Annotated in this window: 13 protein-coding genes and 1 CRISPR repeat array; of the genes, 5 read left to right on the top strand and 8 right to left on the bottom strand. The window is 57.5% G+C overall.

What is annotated here, in order from left to right; genetic code table 11:
* The 5 genes from DGI_RS18000 to DGI_RS18440 form a co-directional block, all read left to right on the top strand.
* Positions 1-665 (top strand): RHS repeat-associated core domain-containing protein (locus DGI_RS18000; protein ID WP_021761167.1); only part of this gene is annotated, 665 nt, incomplete at its 5' end.
* A gap of 389 nt (positions 666-1,054) precedes the next feature.
* Positions 1,055-1,870 carry an RHS repeat domain-containing protein gene (locus DGI_RS17320; protein WP_051286702.1) on the top strand — a complete coding sequence of 272 codons (816 nt, stop codon included), beginning with the start codon at positions 1,055-1,057 and terminating at the stop codon, positions 1,868-1,870.
* Positions 1,871-1,919: 49 nt separating this feature from the next.
* Positions 1,920-2,474, top strand: coding sequence for a hypothetical protein (locus tag DGI_RS11230; RefSeq protein ID WP_021761169.1), 555 nt, complete (start codon positions 1,920-1,922; stop codon positions 2,472-2,474).
* A gap of 143 nt (positions 2,475-2,617) precedes the next feature.
* The gene (locus DGI_RS18005) at positions 2,618-3,457 is read left to right on the top strand and encodes an RHS repeat domain-containing protein (RefSeq protein ID WP_021761170.1); all 840 of its coding nucleotides are present in this window, start codon (positions 2,618-2,620) and stop codon (positions 3,455-3,457) included.
* A gap of 6 nt (positions 3,458-3,463) precedes the next feature.
* Positions 3,464-4,153, top strand: coding sequence for a hypothetical protein (locus tag DGI_RS18440; RefSeq protein ID WP_144284177.1), 690 nt, complete (start codon positions 3,464-3,466; stop codon positions 4,151-4,153).
* 612 nt (positions 4,154-4,765) lie between these two features.
* Here the strand turns inward: DGI_RS18440 and DGI_RS11245 are convergent.
* From DGI_RS11245 to DGI_RS19585, 8 genes are all read right to left on the bottom strand, one after another.
* Entirely contained in the window at positions 4,766-5,827 is a 1,062-nt protein-coding gene (locus DGI_RS11245; protein ID WP_021761173.1) for an IS5 family transposase, read from the bottom strand.
* A 520-nt stretch (positions 5,828-6,347) separates the two neighbouring features.
* A complete protein-coding gene (locus DGI_RS11250) occupies positions 6,348-7,361 on the bottom strand; it encodes a type I-G CRISPR-associated protein, Cas3-extension family (protein ID WP_021761175.1) in 1,014 nt (337 codons plus the stop codon).
* Entirely contained in the window at positions 7,358-10,306 is a 2,949-nt protein-coding gene (gene cas3g / locus DGI_RS11255; protein WP_021761177.1) for a type I-G CRISPR-associated helicase/endonuclease Cas3g, read from the bottom strand. Before cas3g ends, DGI_RS11250 begins: the two co-directional genes overlap by 4 nt.
* Positions 10,296-11,723: a type I-G CRISPR-associated protein Csb2 gene (gene csb2 / locus DGI_RS11260; RefSeq protein WP_021761179.1), complete on the bottom strand. Its 1,428-nt coding sequence runs from the start codon at positions 11,721-11,723 to the stop codon at positions 10,296-10,298. The genes cas3g and csb2 overlap by 11 nt, the downstream gene beginning before the upstream one ends.
* Positions 11,710-12,924 carry a type I-G CRISPR-associated RAMP protein Csb1/Cas7g gene (cas7g, locus tag DGI_RS11265; RefSeq protein WP_021761181.1) on the bottom strand — a complete coding sequence of 405 codons (1,215 nt, stop codon included), beginning with the start codon at positions 12,922-12,924 and terminating at the stop codon, positions 11,710-11,712. The genes csb2 and cas7g overlap by 14 nt, the downstream gene beginning before the upstream one ends.
* A gap of 528 nt (positions 12,925-13,452) precedes the next feature.
* Positions 13,453-13,769: direct repeats of the CRISPR family, unit length 32 nt; unit sequence CACCCGACTATTGAAGTCGGGCCTCATTGAAG.
* Positions 13,770-15,045: 1,276 nt separating this feature from the next.
* Entirely contained in the window at positions 15,046-18,246 is a 3,201-nt protein-coding gene (locus DGI_RS19270; RefSeq protein ID WP_158407326.1) for a pentapeptide repeat-containing protein, read from the bottom strand.
* Positions 18,170-18,514, bottom strand: a complete 345-nt coding sequence (locus DGI_RS19580) for a hypothetical protein (protein WP_407656282.1) — start codon at positions 18,512-18,514, stop codon at positions 18,170-18,172. Before DGI_RS19580 ends, DGI_RS19270 begins: the two co-directional genes overlap by 77 nt.
* Positions 18,511-18,651 carry a transposase gene (locus tag DGI_RS19585; protein WP_407656283.1) on the bottom strand — a complete coding sequence of 47 codons (141 nt, stop codon included), beginning with the start codon at positions 18,649-18,651 and terminating at the stop codon, positions 18,511-18,513. The genes DGI_RS19580 and DGI_RS19585 overlap by 4 nt, the downstream gene beginning before the upstream one ends.
* Positions 18,652-18,929: the final 278 nt, after the last annotated feature.

Raw genomic sequence — 18,929 nt, forward strand, 5'->3', positions numbered from 1 at the left:
ATGTCGTCAAGAACGTCCTGTATGACTCGTTCGGGCGGGTGATCAGCGACAGCAATCCTGAAATGAAGGTGCCGTTTGGGTTTGCAGGCGGATTGCAGGATGGTGAGACGAGACTGGTGCGCTTTGGGTATCGGGATTATGATCCGGAGGTGGGGAGGTGGATGGCGAAAGATCCATTTCCTGACGAATCTTTCGTTTTATCATATCGATATTGTGGGCAACGCCCAACAAACCGGCAAGATCCATTAGGTCTGTTTAGTGTCGAAATTGGTGGGGGTGCAAGTGCAACCCTTGTGGGCGGAGTTACAGGGAAGAATTACTACATAGGTGGCTCAATAGCATATGATTTTGAGACTGGAACTATGTATTTATGTTTTCAGATAAGTAATTGCGACCTCACCGGGTTAGGGCTTTACGGGGGGACAGGCTTAGATATTTCACTTTCCGCAGGAAATACTGCGCCGAAATCAGGCAATAATGCATCAACCTCCAAGGGGGTAGGGATAAGTGCTGGAGCGAAGCTCGGTGGAGGAGGTACCATGAATTGGGGGGATGGCCCTGATGGGAGCGTTGGGATCGCGAAAGGTACAATTGGAGTTGGTTATGGACTTGCTGCTTATGGTCCTTGCTGCAAGGACGACAAAATTTGCGTACCTTTCCCATAGGTCCAAACGCTGCCTATTAAAGGACATTTTATATGAGTAAATGGCAGGCAAGGCTTGAATATATCAAATCTCGATATGTAGCCCTCGGTCTTATGTTTGTGCGCGTTTTTGTGCGGCATGTAATTCTCATTCCGTCAACATGTCTGCTGATTCGATATTTCTGCCCTACTGGTTGTAGGAAAATTGTCGAAATTGTTTTTTTAGCGAATGCTGTAATTGTGCTGTTGTTTATTGTATATTATCTTTGGAAGATCGTATCAATTTTTGTTGGTGCTTTTCGCTTTAAAAATTTATAAATTATTTTTCTTAATGCATCATCGCACTTAAAGTGCACAGGTTATCGCCACGACGTCCTCGGCCGCCCCGCCGCCCGCCTGGTCAACGGCGAGGTGACCGAAAAGTACCTCTGGCTCGGCCGCACGCGGCTCCTGGCGATCTTTGACAACAACGACAACGTATTGCAGCGCTTCCTGTATGCTGATGGCCGGATGCCCGTGGCCATGGAGCAGGCCGGCGAGCTGTTCTACTTCGCCTACGACCAGGTCGGCAGCCTCCGGGCCGTGACTGATGCGAGCGGCAATGTCGTCAAGAACGTCCTGTATGACTCGTTCGGGCGGGTGATCAGCGACAGCAATCCTGAAATGAAGGTGCCATTCGGCTTTGCTGGCGGACTGCAGGATAGTGAGACGGGACTGGTGCGCTTTGGGTATCGGGATTATGATCCCGAGGTGGGGCGGTGGACGAGTAAGGATCCGATTGGGTTTGAGGGAGATGATGCCAATATCTTCCGATACTGCTTTTCGGATCCGATCAATCTGTATGATCCGCTGGGGCATATTGCGGAAGCGATAGGAGGCTCTTGGGGTGAGGCAGCTGCGGAGATTGCAGAGTCGGCTGCCCGACTCGGAAAGTTTGCCACAAGTGCATGCGGACGCGCTGCAGGGTTTGGCCTGGGAACAGTTCTCCAAATTCTCCTGGATCCTACCGAACTTAGTGACGGGACTTTGCCTGAGGAGATTTCCAGTTGCCCTGAGTGCGCAAAGCAATATGTGGAAATGGCGAATAAGGATGGGACTGAGCCTAAAGGAGGGCATTCAAACAACAAGCGGCCAAGCAGTAAAGAAAAGCATGAGCGAGGTGACAAGAGGAGGGGGAAGGACCAAGGCGGCGAAAAGAAAGACAAAAGAATGCCATACCGCAAATGAACCGCAGGTGACAGTTATCAAGAAAACGGCTTTTCACAGGAGAAGATCTATGGCCATTATTGATGTATTGGCAAAAGCGAAAAAAGATGGAACGATGGTTGCGACACATATCAACCCAGCGGATCAATCTTCTTGCTCTGTCGGCTTTGTTTACTATGTTGACGAGAATTGGTATATTTTGAAGTCATATGCCCCAGATGGATCTGACGATGGATATGAAATTCGAAGAACGAATGACCTTTTTAGAGTTGATATGCAAGGAGTTTATGAATCCAAGATTGAATTCTTGAGCAAGCACCACCAGGAATTTCGGCACCGCGTAGAAATCCCCACCATTAAGTCTAATGACAACTTGATAGGAGAGATTCTCCAAGCATTAGTTGCTAGCAATGCAATCGGGGTGTTCTGGACCACAGACGACGATGATTCTATAATTGGCTTTGTTAAAGAATATGATTCTGAATGGGTCACAGTCCAAATCGTGGACGACTATGGGCGCGTTGATTCTCTCGTAGCGGTAAAGCACTCAGAAATTCGGGCTATTGACTTTAACTCAAAGAAATGTCAAATAATAAATTTTTTACATCAGAAATTTATAAATTAAATATTATAGAATTATAAATTCTAGCCTGTTTCTAAATCATCGCAGCGAAATAGAACATGAAGCGATGGTGGCCATAGCCAGGATGTTCCCTTGAGGTTTATGCAGGTGACCTCTTTTCGTTCCCCCGCCTGGTCAACGGCGAGGTGACCGAAAAGTACCTCTGGCTCGGCCGTACGCGACTCCTGGCGATCTTTGACAACAACGACAATGTATTGCAGCGCTTCCTGTACGCCGATGGCCGCATGCCCCTGGCCATGGAGCAGGCCGGCGAGCTGTTCTACTTCGCCTACGACCAGGTCGGCAGCCTCCGGGCCGTGACGGATGCGAGCGGGCATGTCGTCAAGAACGTCCTGTATGACTCGTTCGGGCGGGTGATCAGCGACAGCAATCCTGAAATGAAGGTGCCATTTGGATTTGCTGGCGGACTGCAGGATAGTGATACCGGACTGGTGCGCTTTGGGTATCGGGGGTATGATTCGGAAGTGGGGAGGTGGACGAGTAAGGATCCGATTGGGTTTGAGAGCGACGACGCCAATATCTATGCGTATTGTTCTGCAAACCCAGTGCGCTACGTTGATGCCAATGGCCAGAGTGCAATGGCGGTAGTTGGGCCAATCGCAGCAGCAGTGGCAATGATGGACACTCCCCTACCCGGACCGCTAGATGCGGTAGCTGCTGCGATGGTCGCAGCCGCCGCTCTCAGTGATTTGGTAGACTCATGTCCCAAAGAGTGTCCGCCGTGTAATCCGCCGGTTGGAACGATTTGCCATGGCCCGGAGCATAATGTAGCGAATGGAAAGAAACCACATTTTGAAAAACAACTTAATATGTATCTTGATGTTCATTACCACACGTATCAGATGGAGCAAGTGCCTTATCCAACCTGTAAGTGTCAATGGACAAAACTTAAAAAAAGAGGAACAACTTATCCAACTCCTCCAACTTGCCTTCCATGCTCAGCGTATGGCTTCAATCCAGGGTAGAACGCCATGGTGAATGAAGACTGGTCAATAAGCCTGAAGCTTAGAGACTGGAGCAGCAACCAACTGCTCCCATCCTATGCAAGGTCCATCGCCGGATTCGATATCCGACGGTTCGAAGTGGACATCGACGACTTGAGAGGCCCAGAGAGGAGCTATTACCATGAACGCATTCGCCGTACGCGTAAATATCCATTATCAATTGATGAGAATGCGTGGCCATGCATTGAAGGTAAAGAGGACCTAGCCATTCAACAAAATGGACTGTTGTTTTTTAACCTGCCACATGAAAGTTTGATACAAATGGCAAGCCAATCCCTTTGTGTCTTAGTTGCCATTGACATCCCAACTGCCATTGCACAGATCTTAGAGGTAGTAAGCGGTGTGAATGTCTTGCCGCTCGAAGTCGTGAGCGAGGATCAAAATTGGGTCATGCTCGGATATGATTTTGCTGATGTAATAAACACCATGAGTGCACTTTATGGAGTTTTCTGGGACAAAGACCAAATGCCAACCTTTTTGGCAAAGAATAGAATCTCACTCAACCCTTGGGGGTTGGAACCCGAGCAGAGTGAAGCGATTCGAGCATCCCTTTTATTTGACGAAGAAATTTCTGAACACGCACCGTTTGCGCCGTGCGGAGTGTGGGTTTGGGGGGCAAAGACCCCTTCCGCATTAGCTGCTCCTGAAGATTTGTAGTGCAAGACCGAGACCATTGACGCAGCCACGCAGGTCTATGACTACGAATACGACAGCATGGGCCGGCTGACGCGCGTGGTGGACGGCAACGGCACGCTGCTGGAGGCCTACACCTACGGCAAGCAGGGTGAGCGCCTGACGCAGTACAGTCTGTGGTTCGACATCGGCAACCGCACTTTCGAGTATGATGCAGAAGACCGCCTGCTGCGTGCCGGTGACACGCAATATGAATACAATGCCGACGGCTTCCTGACCAGGAAGATCACGGCCAACGCCACCGTTGCATACACATACTCCTCCCGCGGCGAGACGAAAACGGTGGACCTGGGCAACGGGACTGTCGTAGAATATCGTCACGACGTCCTCGGCCGCCCCGCCGCCCGCCTGGTCAACGGCGAGGTGACCGAAAAGTACCTCTGGCTCGGCCGCACCCGCCTCCTGGCGATCTTTGACAACAACGACAACGTAGAGACCTCTGCACAACGCTACCCGAACAGCCTTACTTCGGAAAATTTGCCTATCCGACCTCAGATTTTGACCTACATTGCCATCGTTTTCTTCATTTCCTCCTCATCTTCTGCATTCTTCTCAAAATTTAGGCGCGCCAGCCCCTCAAGTGCGCATCAACAGCACGGCTTTCTTCAAATTGAAGGCCATCCCCACCAGATACAGCTCGGCGCAGACCTTTTTCAGGCCCAAATAGCGCGCGCGGGCCAGGCCGTAGCCGCGCTTCCAGGTCCCGAACACCCGCTCGACGCCGCAGCGCACGCTGCTGATGAGCCGGTTGCGCAGCCGCTCATAGGCCGTCAACGGCGCACGGCGGGTGGCCTTGTCCATGGTGGCGTCCTTGAGGCCGCGGGCCAGCAGCGCATCGCGATTGGCGCCGCTGGAATACCCTTTGTCGCCATAGACATAGGTCCCTGGAACAACATGGATTTCATCGAGCAGCGTTTCGAACTCGCGCATGTCTGACCGGTTGGCCGAGGTGGCGTGGCCGCCGAGGAAGAAGCCGTCGCGAGCGCCCGTGGAAGCGGGGGCGGCGTGAATTTTGTAACCATAGTGACTGCAACGCCCCTTCTTGAGCCAGGCCGCGTCGGCATCGTCGGAAAAGCTGACCTTGACCGAACAGTCTGATTTCGCAGTGGATGTAGGAGGCTGCTCGGCCTCCTCGGCGCGATCCTCGGGCAGGATGTCGATGATTTTGCGCGGACGGCGGGAAGATTCGACTACCGAGGCGTCGACCACGGTCCCCTCGCGGACGAGCAGGCCCTTGGCTTCGAGCTGCTCGTTGATGCGATCCAGCACCTTGTCGAGAATATTCAACTTGATCAGGCCGTTGCGGAATCGGCAGATGGTGGTTTCGTCGGGGACGTCACCCTCGAAGGACAGGCCAACGAAACGGATGAAAGAGAGGCGGTCGTAGAGGGCTTGCTCGGTGGCCGGGTCGCTGAGATTGTACCAGCGTTGCAGGAGCAGAATCTTGAACATGGCCAGGGCCGGGTAAGCGGGGTTGCCCACGGCGTCGGCCTTGCGGGTAAGTTTCTTGTTCAAAAACGAGAGGATAGGCCGCCAGTCGATGAGAGCGTCAATGTCGTCCAGGAAGGTGCGCTTGGTCTTGCGCCGGGCCATGAAGTAGTCGCCAAGCAACGGGGCCTTGGGGCTGCGCTCTGCCATGTTTTCCTCCTTGGGGTGAAGGAAGAATAGCAGATATCATGCTGGATTTGAAGGGAAAGGATGCGGTGGCCGTGCAGAGGTCTCTTGTTTTGGCATTGTCTCGCATTGCCATCCGCTCCAGCGACCAGAAGCGTCTGGAGGTCGCGATATTTCGGTGACCAGCCCCCCTCAGCCTAGGGAATTTTCGAGTTCAAAAATCAGGTACTTTCTCCCCACGCGGTGGACTCGCTGGAGCGCATTGAAGCGTTACGAACTATGGGAAAGAGGGAAAGAAGGGAAAGAGGGGGAGGAGCGCCTCTTCCTGGAGGATCAGGCTGGCATGCAGTGTCTGCACTCAACTGCGAAAACGACGATGGCGCGGGCTATTGCTCAGATTGGGAGAGGTGCGGAGAGAGCTTGTTTGCAGCCGAGTGCAAGAATCGTGTGGATTCCCATTCCACTATGAACACTCAGCTTCCAGCACTCAGCGTGCATCAAAGGCCTGTCTTCCAGCATCCACTATCTAATGACTGCACACCTCTCACGCAACAATTTCCGCAGCCTTAAACGTCGCACGCCCTTGTACCAGCAAGACCCTCTTTGCACGGTAGAAAACTTCAATACTGCGCCTTGCGGCAACCGAACGCGGCTCCCTGCTCCAGGCAATGGTTTGCAGCAGCAGGCAACGTAATGTGTCGATGGACACGGGTCGGGTCCAGATGGGCCAAAGAAGCGCCTCTTCCTGGTTGCGCCCCTGGCCTTGTTTTTCAAAACAGGCCGTGGCGAGACCATGCTGGGTGAGTACCGTCGGGAACAGCGGCAGCGATTCAATGGCCAGCCAGACTGCCGCCAATACCCCGCAATGATCAAGTTTCGTTGGTGCAATGGGCATCAAGGCGTGCGCGCGATCACCGCCGACATCCCAGCCCAGGGAGTGCTGATTGTCAGCATAGCGCCAGGGACCGAACAACGCCTCCTCGAAATGCCCCGCCACCCTGGCCAGCTCCTTGCTTTGGTTTTGCTGTTGCGTTCTCTTCGCACCAGAAAGCTTAATCTTTTGCATGGGATTCATGCTCGCAGCGCATTTCTGAAGAGTCGGAAAGAATTGTTGACTTCCGGATGTCATGCACAGCGGCGAAGGTTTTGTATCGCCCTTGCCCGTCAAGACCATGTCGCTGGCCAGGGCCAAGAGCCAGTCTGCCAAGCCCCGATTTCCTTGAAAGCATGCCTCTTGGGCCTTCCTGACCATGGCCGCGTAGCTGGATGGCGCCATTCTGGCCTCGGTGACTGCATGTTCATCCACCAGCGCCAGCAGGCCCGCGCAGCTCTGCTGGGAAGCAGTGGCCAAATGCTCGCTCAAGACGTTGCAAAATTCATTTTTGGGGATGGGTTGGTCCAGATGCAACACCGGCCTCCACAGGGACGCTGTCTCCTGCCAAGCCAGGCGGACACCGGAAAAACAGGCAATCTCCTGGCAGCAGCGCAGCAGTCCGAAAGCGGCCATGACTGCCAGCGGGTTGGTTCCTTCCAGACCGGTGAGAATCAAGGTGTTCATACTTCACCCCGGGATTGGATTCTGTCGGCCATGCGGACAAGTGCCTCCAGGTACGCCAGCCCCCAGGGCCCGAAGCGTCGCTGGAGCCGCCAGAAGCGGTCGGCCCAGCCGGAGTCCAGCCTTTCGAGACCATGGTCCGAAGAGGTTGTCAGGCAAGTCCCTTCGATCTCCACAGTGACCACCTCTGGCATGTCCTCCACATGCACCGGAGGAAAAGGCCTGCCGCGGCCGTGATGACTCCCCACCAGATACAGCAACAGATCCGCTTCTACTGCGTCGAACGGAAAACCGGGATGCGAGGCGACAAGGACCGCAGAGAGAAACTCGTGCCGAAATCCTCTCGGCAGCCCCGCAATTTCCGTTGGATGTGCATACTCCGCAATCGCCCTGGACCACAGGGATTTTGCCAATGGCTGCTCTGCCGCCAAGGCTGCCATTTCGTCGCCGCCGTGCAGTAATACTTGAAAGCCGGGATGCGCTTTGCCATCATCATGATGTCGTCCAGCAACACTCTCGGTCAGAACCAGTGACTCATGAAGCCCACACCGACGGGCGAAGTTCCCCGCCAAAGCAGCTACCTTGCGACCATGATCCTCGATGGTGATGGCGGCGGCTTTGCCATCCGGGGGGGGCGTCACGAACTGGTCGGCCTCCTCCTGGTCGGAGTGCATGCCTATGGAAGCAATCACCCCTGGCGTGGCATTTTTGCCCTGCACCTCCTGACCCAGGAAGCAAACACCTGCCTCCCCTGCGACAGCATAGAAACGGAGACAAGCCTGATCTGCGTTGAGCATGTGCGTCAAAAGGAGGTCCATCGCTTCCGTCTGCGGAAGAATGTTGCGCAACGTGTTCAGGAAACCGGCAACAGCCTCCACAGCCGGTGTTCCCAACTCCAATTGCTGCTGCAGGGCCTCTATCTTCCCCCTGCCTCCCTCCCGCATCGCACTGAAGAGTCTAGGGTGCACCCGCAGCCGAGCTCGACGCGGGTGGGGCGCGCCGGCTTCCACCTCTCTGCGAGCTCTCTCGTTCCAGCAGGCATCGCCCACATCTTCCACGGGCTTGCGGAAAGTAGGATCCCACCCGAATTCGTCGCAGCCGCCCCGTATGGCCGGGAGCACAAGCGTGTCCCCCGGAGCAATGCCTGATGGATCAACGAACGTGCTTTCCCCAGGGCCACGCCATCGCAGCACCTTCTGGAGCCCTCTGGAATGAGGCCGTTGCGTCTGCTTCTGGTTGCTTCGTGCCACCACCCCTTCCACATCCACAACATCCGCTGCATTGGCCTGCCCCGCCAGCCAGGTCCGTACCATCGCCACGGGCAAGGGGAGGGCCTCTTCCACCACCGGCGGTGCCACGGCCACGGCAGCGAGGGAACCGTCAGGATCATCCGGGGTCACATCCGCACGCCAGACAAGCAACACATCCGCCGCTTCCAAGGCCTGGAGACCATGCAGAAAGGGGGCGACATCCGGGTCGGGCATGGGCCGCGGCGAGGTCTGGGACCACAGATCGAGATGGCCCGGCAGGAGAAGCGGAGATGGGGAAAGGGGCGCCTCCTGCGGGCGTTCAAGCAGGGAGTCGAGCAACTGCAGGCCTGCTATGCCAAGATCAAGGATGCCACCGTGCCCGAGGCGCTCCCGCTCGGCCTGTCGCAACCAATCCCAGGCCTGCGGCAGGGAGAGGCCATAAATCGGGTCGAGCGAGCCCTTCTTCTGCTTCTCATGGACAATGACCGCCAGGCAGTCCCCAGGGAACTCCCCTAGCCGATTGAGACGGCCAAGCCGTTGGATCAGGCTGGACAGGGAGGCCGACTGTGTGACCATGGCGTCAAAATCCAGGTTCGCTCCGACCTCAATGGCCTGAGTCGCCACGACGAACAACGGCCGCAGGCGAGTTCCACGGGCGCGCTTGCCGGCTTCCAGCTCTTTCAACCACCGCTTCAAAAGCCGTTCCCGATTCCAAGGACGCATACGGCCGGTAAGCAGAATGACGTCCGCATCTCCCTCTTTTTGCAAAAGGCGAAAGACGTCTCTGGCTGTCTTGACCCTGTTGAGGACGACGCCCACGACCTCCACATGCTCCTTGCCGGCAAGCTTCCATGCCTGGCCCACCACCTCCTGCACCAAGTTGTTAGTCTCCACCAGCAAGGCGCGCTTGCGGGCCTGAAGACGACGACCCAGCACCGGGTGGTCCAGGTCTTCCTGGTTCAAGGAAAACGCAATGGGTTCTAAGGAGGCGGATGCTTGTTGCGGCGTGGCCGTCATCTGCAGCACGCGCAAGGGCGGCGTCACCTGGACTGCAGCCTGCCCCTGGTAACGACGGACATCCGCAAGAGTGCGAAGGAACTCTCGCGACAAATGACCTTCGTCCACACAGTAGAGGACATCCGAGCCCAGAAAGCCCGCGTGCACTGGCAGTTGATAGTCGGACAGGCCATAGCCTCGGAACAGCAGTCGGGAGCCGGCCTGGTCCACGGTGGAGATGCACAGCAGCGGCGTGGCGGGGGAGAATATCCAGGATTCATCACGGTACATGCCGCCGCGCAGTTCCACAATCTGCAGCGGACCCTCTCCGCCAAAGCTTGCAAGTCTGGCGGCGATCTCCCGTACCGGCGCATCCTCCTGGGAATGTCCCTGCAAGGCTTCGAACAATCGGAAATGCAGGAAGGCTGCGTGTTGCGCCACCTCGTCTACCACAAGACGGCGGTCAACCACATACACCAGCCGTAGCGGTGCAGTTCTTTCCAGCACAGAGAGGCCAGCCTGCAAGGCAAGGGCATACAGATGGATTTCCAGAAGCGAGGTCTTGCCGCAACTCGTGGGCAGGGCCAGGGTTTCGGGCCAGTTTCCGGCGCACAAGGCAGTGGCCAGGCGCTGTTGCCAGGGAAAAGCCTGACGCGTTCCATGATACAACGCCGTGTAGAACGAGAGAAAATCAGGAGGCATGGCGAAGCTCCTGCCGTTCCTGCCGGACCTCGCCATCGCAGGGACGAAAGAGCCCCAGCCCGAAATACCGGCCCGCGCCAAGCAGCAAGGGGCCGATCACGGGGGTGGCAAAGGTGAGGGTGACGTGAGTGGCAAACCGTCTGGGCAAATCCGGTTTGTGCCGTTGCTCAAAGGCCCGGCTGTTGCACGACCCTGCAAGCATCGGCGCCTCGTCAAGGGCCAACGAGTCCGGAGCCGGCAAGCCTGCCCTGGTCAGGGACTCCAGGAGAATTCTCTCTGCGGAGAGATGTTTTTTGGGATGCCTGTCCAGCAGCACCGGCGACACCGTGACCCAGGTTCGCGATGGACGGGTCCAGGTCTCGGGCATGAGAGCCCTGGTCATGGAATCCATGGGGCGGGGGCGAACTTCCCAGGCCCCCAGTTGCCGGAACTGCAGTTGGCTGACCCTGGCCATGCAACGCAGCACCGTGCGCCGGGTCGCCTTGTCCACCCCCCGTGGCAACAGGGCCGCAACCCCCATGAGGTGGCCGTCTGCATGCCGATGCCCCACAAAGGGCAAGGCGGCGTAGGCGACATGGGGCGTCTCGCCATGGCCATGCAACAGCTCGGGGACCTGACCCGTCACCATCCCGGCAGCCTTGATCACGGCATCGCGCATCACCGAGGTCACGGCTACAGTGAAAGCAATGTCGATGGCCGGTCCGGCGATCTTTTCAAAGACGATCATTTCCACAAAGGGCCCCTGCGCCATGGCCTCGGCCGGAGCGTCCTGCACCTTGCGATAGCGAACGAGGGCCCCGGGCGTGGGACGGCGGCCGACGGCAAACAGATGCTGCAACAGGGCAAGCCGCCCCGGCGTGGGCACCCGCAAGGTCATATCACCCGCCCGGGCATCGGGAACATGCGTGGGAAGAGGCGGCGACTCTGTCAGTCGTGTCTGCACCAGGGAGGACGAGTGTCCCAACCGGCCAAGGCGTGACACCAGGGCAGCCAGCGTCTTTCTGATGGCAGGCTCCGGCTCGGCCTCGGGCCAGATGAAGCAGACTGTCGGCGCTTCCAAGGTCACTGACGGGAACTGCCGCGGCTGGCGTGTCCGTGTCTCGGGCAAAACGCACCCTTTCTGCTTCACCGTAAAATCATCATCCACCGGCACATACACAATCGGAGCATTGCGCGCATGGGCGGTGCCTGCATGCAACATGGGTGGCGGCTGAGACTCCAGCCAGCGCAGTGCGACCATGCTGGCCTCATCCACCCCCCCGTTGCCATCTGATGCCACGCCCCCCGCTTCCGCCGCCACCGCCAGCAGGGCGGAAAAGAGCCGGTCCGGATGCGGCGGCCATTCTGGCGTCTCCCGGCTCCGGTAATCCGTGGCCACATACCGACCGGTGAGGAACTGGACTTCAATTGCCAGCATGGGCCTCCTCCTCGGTTGTGTCCTCGTGTTCTGCCGTGAGCCGACTTCTGGAGACCAGATCCAGCAAGGCGTCGGACGGCGTCAGGGTGAAGGGTTCGCTCCAGCCCAGGCCCTGCTCCCTGGCCGCCTCCACGGCCGTGCGCAGGGCCTTCAGGAGCGCCTCTGCACTCCACTGAACCTCCTGGCGATCCTCCAGCGTCATGCCCAGGATCTCAAACGGCGGCCTGGACTCGGGAATCAGCACGCAGCGCGAACGCAGGTCATAGCCGCGTTCCAGCTGAGCGGCCAGGGCATACAGACCCAGGCAGGCCAACACCGTGCGCGCGGCCAGATCCCGCGCCTCACTGACGCCCCCTGCCGCATCGGGGAATCGCAACCGTCGCAACTGGATCAGGGACAACACGGCCACCTGCTCGGCCCGGGAAATGCTTACGCCGCCCAGTGTGAGGCTGGGAGGAATATTGCTGTGGTTGATGCCCGTGGACTTCTTTTTGGGATGCAGGACCGGCTTGCCCTTCTTGTCCTGTCTGGCCTTGCCAGGGTCTGCAGTCCAGCCGCCCTCCGGGGTTTCGTAGATGGGGAGATCGGTGATGTGCAGCGGGTCCAGTCGGGAACTGGTCTTCTGCCCCACCAGACCGTCCCAGGCCACAATCTCCGACACCAGCGCGCGTTCCAGGCGCAGGCCTGAGGTTTTCTCGATGCTGGTGGAATCCCAGCAACCAAAGAGCAGCCCCGTGGGACAGAGGGCGAACATCTCCGCCGCCCGATCACGGCGGGTGGCGATGAGCGCCCTGCCTGGGGCAGACTGCCGGAAGGGCACGCCCTCCACCAGACAGTCGCGCCAGATGGCGTCAAAACACCGATGCGGGGTCTCCAGGGAGGTGATCCATCCGCGATCAGGGATATGGACCTGGAACATGGGCAGGCCCAGCCCGCCCTCGCCCTGGCGACTCGCTTCCAGGAGGCATTCCTCCAGCCGGTTGGCCTGGGACTGTACAGAGTCCAGCAGTACGACCCTGCGGGGCCCCTCGGCGGTCATCCGCTCTTCCAGGGCATAGGTGGGTTTGTCTTGGTCCCCAAGATAGGTTGGAGGGAACACCTTGTCCTGCGCGCCGCCCATGGGCTGCAAAGACACGCGCCACCGGATAGCCGATTTCGCCTCGCACGCATTCCTGACCTCATTGAACACGGCATTGCACATAGCACTCCTCCATGGCGTCACAACAGGCTGAATTTTATGGATCGACCACCAGCAGCCTATCTGTGTATACCATATGCCACATGTGAATATTCGAGACAATAATTTTTGCTGGATTTATTTAATGTAAAGTGATTAAATAATCATACCGATTGATTCGGCCCCATTGAAGCATTTACTGCAAGGTGATGTGGGCATCTGCTTCCGCCACCTCCGACAGCTGTCGGCCGCATTGACACGCTGATGCGCGGACCTCCATCGACCGACCGAACGCCGGGAGATCCGCGCTTGTGCAATGCCAGGGAGATGAGGCATACTGCTGCCGTCAGCGCCCTGACAGACGCCCGCGCTGCAGCCGGTCAGCGAACACGACCGCTGCAAACAAGGCCGGGCAACGAGACAGAAGGGAGCCGTCGCACCCGACTATTGAAGTCGGGCCTCATTGAAGAAAGGCCGCGATGGAAAGCGAGACNAAGTCGGGCCTCATTGAAGAACCATGTCTGCCAGCAGCCTGATGACCAGGGGCGGTCGCACCCGACTATTGAAGTCGGGCCTCATTGAAGCTACTTGAGCAAACCCGGCGCGATCCCCAAGGACCGTCACACCCGACTATTGAAGTCGGGCCTCATTGAAGCTGGAAAATATCAGTTTTTGCGTTTTGGCGGGCGTGTCGCACCCGACTATTGAAGTCGGGCCTCATTGAAGGTGGGCAACCCTGGGCAGATATGGCCGGCAGTCATGTCACACCCGACTATTGAAGTCGGGCCTCATTGAAGCACCGCGTCCCAAAGCTCGCTGATATCTTGATCACCGTCACACCCGACTATTGAAGTCGGGCCTCTATGGACTCCCCATCCGGCCATCCAAGCGGACATTTCGTCAGACATCCTCTCTGGTTTACACGCAGATAGTTACGCTGTATAAAGCAGTTATGGACGCATCTTTCCCTGTCATGCAAGCGGACATGCCCCCGCCAGATCGCGGCGAGAGCATCGCCTTGATGGAACCTATGCTCGTGCCCTCGGGCGCGGCGCGGCGTGGCGAGTTGCTGGACAAGATTCTGGTGCTAGCCCAGCAGTCCGCTGGCCTGCGCCGGAGTCTGCCAGGCCATCTGGCGACCTCCCTGGCCGGGCTCGTGCGGTCCATGAACTGCTATTACAGCAACCTGATCGAGGGGCACGACACCCACCCCGTGGACATCGAGCGCGCCCTGCGCCAGGACTTCAGCGCCGACGCCCGGCAACGCAATCTGCAGCTGGAGGCGCGGGCCCAGGCGGGTGGTGGCGGCCCTGCAGGATCAGGGCGTGGTCACGTCCGAAAGCTCCCGGGCCCCCCTCCGACTTGCCTTCCCCGCCCGCCTGGCCCCGCGCTGGATGCCCGGCCTGTTCCCCGAGTTCCCGGACGCGCCCGGTGGGCAGGAATAGAGCCTATCTTGCAGCGCTGCAACACGATCATAATCAATGTTTGCAGCCAGATGCAACATATTGGCAGCAATGCGGAACCACTTGACTCAGTGTTGTTGACCGGCCAGCATGTTGCATAATCTTGGATACTATGATTGGATATCGATGGTGATCCCAATGAGGAAGCCAAATTCATGGCCTGCACGCTAGGGGCATAATTGGGGGCATAAAAATGGTTTGATGAAGTTAATTGTGTATTGTTTCAGAATATTACTGAGTTGGTTCGAATCCCACCCTCTCCGCCATCCAAGATTTTCAAGAAGGCTCTCACTGTCTTAAAGGCACTGAGAGCCTTCACTTTTTGCGCCTCACAGCAGCTAGGATGATGACTGACCGCGCATGCACGTTGAGGGCATTTTGGGGGTATAGATCACCCTGGAAGCCCTTTTTCTTCGATTATAGCCCTGACCTGCCTAGAGCATTTTAATTTTGAAAAAGAACTTTGCGAGAGGGGAAACCTTTTTGCAAAAGGTTCTCCCCTCTCGCGCTCTCCCCTTCCAAAAATTTGATAGTATTTGTAATTATAACAAAAGTCTTTGGGGTGGGGGTCTGGGGGAACTCTTCTCAAAGATAACATACTCTAGCTCCTTCCGGACTGGTTGAACCATGAAAAAGCGGTCTCCACGTGAATGCCACACGACTTCGCCGGGTGACTATCGATTCAAATCTTGAGATACAGGGGGAGCACAGGGGGATTTTCCTTGTCCCATCGGGCGGCCTTGATCTGGCTCGGAACTAGGTTCTGGGCACTGACTAGGTTCGCTCCGGAGAGAGTGGCTCCACTAAGGTCGGCCCCATGGAGGTCGACCCCATCGAGGTCGGCTCCAATGCAGGCAGCTCCGCGGAGGTCGACTCCACTGTGTTCGGCTCGAGAGGAGTGGACACGCGTGGAGTCAACGCCGCGGAGGTCGGCTCCTCGGAGGGAGGCTCCGCGGAGGTCGACTCCATAAAGGCAGACTCCACTGAGTTCAGCTCCACTTAGATCGGCTCCTCGGAGGGAGGCTCCTCCGAGCTTGCCCCCTTCGAGTTTGGCCTCACTTAGGTCGGCTCCTCGGAGGTCGGCTCCTCGGAGGTCGGCTCCTTGGAGGTCGGCTCTTCGGAGGTCGGCACCACAAAGTTTGGCAACTTGGAGGTTGGCGCCACTGAGGTTGGCTTCTACTAGATAGGCTCCTACTAGGCGGGCTCCTATTAGGCTGGCGCGTGCTAGGTTGGCTTCTGCCAAAATCGCACCCACTAGGTTGGCGGCTACTAGGGTAGTTCCACCGAGGTCGGCTCCACTCTCAAGGGCGGCCCTACCGAATTGAGCTCCTACGAGTTTAGCTCCTACTAGGTTGGCTCGACGGAGGTCGGTTCCTATGAGGTTGGCACCTTCGAGGTCAGCGCCGCCGAGATTGGCTTCACTGAGATCGGCTCCACCGAGATCGGCTCCACCGAGATCGGTGCCATAGAGAAATGAACCGCTCCAACATACCCTTCGCATGCAGTAGCGCGCCACACCCTCGCGCCCGGGTATGAGGAGCCGCTGCAACAATATCCGCAAATGGGATTTATCATTCCACGGTACACGCAGAAAGTGGTACGCACTTCCGGCCCCGCGCAGGCACGTTTGAGCCAGTGCCAGCAGGGCCTCCTCAGCGTTGGCAATCTGCGCGAGCAAGGTCTGGCTGCTCAGGGGAATGGTTGCCTGCTCCCCATTCTCGAGCACCCGCAGTCCCTCGGACTGCGAGGCCGCCAAGAGACACTCAACAGCCTGCTGTCGCTTTATCCAGACGGTACACGAGGCGAAGGGGTGGTCCCCGCTCCTAGGACGAGCCTCAGCAATCTCGAACAGAAAACCGAGCATTGCGTTGTTGAGACGGGCAGGGCCGGTAAGAAGAAACCAAGAGCGGAGCAGTAAGGTCGCATCATTTTTTGATGGCTCCTCCCCCCACTCCCTAGCCTGACGCAATAGCCGTCGGGCTACCAGATATTCGGCAAAGGTCTTGTGGGTGAACTCCACTAGCCGGGCCCCAGGCTCCCCGGATTCATGAAGATAGAACATGGCCAGTGGGAGTTTGGCGATCAGGCGATTAGGCTTTACGCAGGCCGAGCTAGTCGGATCAATTAAGCATTCGTAGGCGTGCCAGTCGCGGATGTTTTCGGCGCATTCGTCGGAGAACAGCGTCTCGAGACGGCGATCCTTGTCGAGGTCAAGGCCGGCGAGATCATTCAAAAAGGACCGCCAGTCGGCCTTTGTCTCCTGGCCGCCCACCCAGGCCCGCCAGGCCAGACGCTCCAGGAACTCGAAGTAGGCGTCCTCGTGTCGGAACAGCATGTTCAATGGCAAGCTTTCTTTATCGTTATGCTCGGCTCTGTAGATTGACCCGATCAACCGCTCGTAAAGCTGAGCCCTGCTTCCGATGGCCTCCAGGTTGGCCCCCTTTTCGCGCAAAACCATGGCCAGAAGGTAGTTGAGGAGCGGATAATTGCTTATCTCGCGGAAGCTCTCCTTGCTCTCAATGGTCTGCACCACACTTCGGTCCATCTCCGGCTGCAAAGCTAACATTCTATCCCACCAGGCATGCAGCTCGCTCTCACCCATGGGTTGGATGCGAAGGAGCTGAATCGTATTCAACACCGTTCCGAGTTCTCCTCTTTTATCTTTCAGGGCCTGGTACAAAAGCGTGCGCGAGGTGATGCAGACTAACAGCCGAGGCGGTAAACCCTTTTGGTACAAGTTATGGGCGAGCTTGGCGACCCGGCGCACAAATTTCAGGGCGGCCTCGACGCCCTGGCTTTGGAGCATTTCCAGTTCGTCTAGGCCGTCGATGAGCAGGAGCGTGGGCGGGATCGTCAAATCATCGGCGGTAAAGAAGGACGCACCATGCTTAAGTCTCAAATGCTGCTTCAGTTCTTTGGCTAACTCCTCCTTGTTCGGAACTGTTGACCACTTGAGGTCCCGGACCCGGACCAGTCGGACCTGATATCCATGCAGCTCCCTGGCATGAACCACGGCCCAAGCTGCGAAGCGACGCATGAAACAGGACTTGCCACTGCCGGGCTCGCCGACAATCAGCCGAACGAGGCAAGAGCCATCGGCCTTGCGAACCCAGTCCTCCATGCAGTCGTCCAGGGCGACCGGGGCGACATCGTAAAGCTGTTCAAGGCGTGTTGCCAAGTCAGCCTTAAGCTCAATATACAATTGCCTATATGTGGCCAGTCCTCCAAAGATTTGCTCATCCATGGCGCAGGCCAGTCGGCCGCGGTACTCGGCATCCTGCTCCATGGTCTTGACCCGCTCGTCCATGGGAAAGCGCTCGGCCAGTACCTTCCTGAAGGCACCATAGGCAGGCAAATGGGCTTGTAGCTGCAAGGAAGCCTGGACGAAATACAAGCCGGCGTTCGCGCGAACCAGCCCGGCAACCTCTTCACCCCACTCCACGTCATGGGCGAATCCTCGAAGTACATCGGCTAGAGCATCGGCCAGAGCTGTATGCAACGGCGTCCAGACCGTGTCGTGGGCGAAGGTCTGCCCGCTGAGGACATGACCGGCGAAAACCGCTGTACGGAGGCGCTCCAGGGCCTCATGGGTCGCGCCGGATACACGCGTGCCGTCCAGGCGGTCTTCGTGCTCATGCACGGCCTGGTTGAAGGTCATAGGCAGTAGCGCCAGGAGATGACTGCCAGCTTGCTCGCCAAGGGACATCGTCGGCGTGGCGCTGAGAAACGTCTTCACCAGTTCGACAAATCCGCCAGCCCAGTTGCCCACCAACAGCGGGGTCATGGCCTTGGCTACATCCTTTCCGTTAATCTGGAACGATTTCCGCCACAACCCTTTTGGCTCGACGATAGTCAGTTCTGTATTGTGCTCGGCCAATCCCATCACGCAGCTCCAGTGTATCATGGCGCATCACTATGCGGCAGCGCTGGCCTATAGCCCTAGCGAAATACGTGATCACTGGCAACGCGCGGACGTATGCGAGGCTGGCTTGCTGGCACCCTTTGAGAGTGGCGAGGGGCTCGCCATTTTTATTTTTTGCGGCGATCGCCTTCATGACATCAATTTCGAGATCGCGTTTGGCTAATGCCTTCTTCAACCGGGCGTTTCCCTGCTCCGACTGGCGTAATGGTTTGACTTCATCGGCGCTCATGGCCCAGAACGCTTGCGCCAAGTATAGAGCGCCTGCTCGCTGACGCCGTGCTTCTTGGCCACCAGCGCCACCGGCTCGCGATCCGCCTCCCGCAGGATGCCTACCATCTGCTCGTCCGTGAATTGACCGTTTCTCACGACTCACTTTCTCAAGTTCTAACGACCTGGAAAGGGCTGGAGAGGTCATTCCCTCCTTCCACCCACGGACATGCGCCTCGTGATGTCTGCTTGCATTCCTCGACGCAAAGAGGCAAGAACTGAAGCAAACGCATATCGCAAGGAAGTGGATTCATGGGCTGGCCCTGGGAAGACCGCGGACTCCTCGACGCCTGTTTACTCGCTGCCTGTCCGATCAACGTGCGGGCACTCCTGCAACGTGTTCGCGGTGTCTCCGATTACACAGCTCTGACAGAAAC

Origin of the sequence: Megalodesulfovibrio gigas DSM 1382 = ATCC 19364 (genome assembly GCF_000468495.1) — a bacterium.
Lineage (GTDB): Bacteria > Desulfobacterota > Desulfovibrionia > Desulfovibrionales > Desulfovibrionaceae > Megalodesulfovibrio > Megalodesulfovibrio gigas.

Excerpts from the sequence above, each read along its gene's own strand:
- DGI_RS11230 (WP_021761169.1), top strand. The coding sequence starts at position 1,920 with ATGGCCATTATTGATGTATTGGCAAAAGCGAAAAAAGATGGAACGATG.
- DGI_RS18440 (WP_144284177.1), top strand. The coding sequence starts at position 3,464 with ATGGTGAATGAAGACTGGTCAATAAGCCTGAAGCTTAGAGACTGGAGC.
- DGI_RS11245 (WP_021761173.1), bottom strand. The coding sequence starts at position 5,827 with ATGGCAGAGCGCAGCCCCAAGGCCCCGTTGCTTGGCGACTACTTCATG.
- DGI_RS11250 (WP_021761175.1), bottom strand. The coding sequence starts at position 7,361 with ATGAACACCTTGATTCTCACCGGTCTGGAAGGAACCAACCCGCTGGCA.
- cas3g (WP_021761177.1), bottom strand. The coding sequence starts at position 10,306 with ATGCCTCCTGATTTTCTCTCGTTCTACACGGCGTTGTATCATGGAACG.
- csb2 (WP_021761179.1), bottom strand. The coding sequence starts at position 11,723 with ATGCTGGCAATTGAAGTCCAGTTCCTCACCGGTCGGTATGTGGCCACG.
- cas7g (WP_021761181.1), bottom strand. The coding sequence starts at position 12,924 with ATGTGCAATGCCGTGTTCAATGAGGTCAGGAATGCGTGCGAGGCGAAA.
- DGI_RS19270 (WP_158407326.1), bottom strand. The coding sequence starts at position 18,246 with ATGGGATTGGCCGAGCACAATACAGAACTGACTATCGTCGAGCCAAAA.
- DGI_RS19580 (WP_407656282.1), bottom strand. The coding sequence starts at position 18,514 with ATGAGCGCCGATGAAGTCAAACCATTACGCCAGTCGGAGCAGGGAAAC.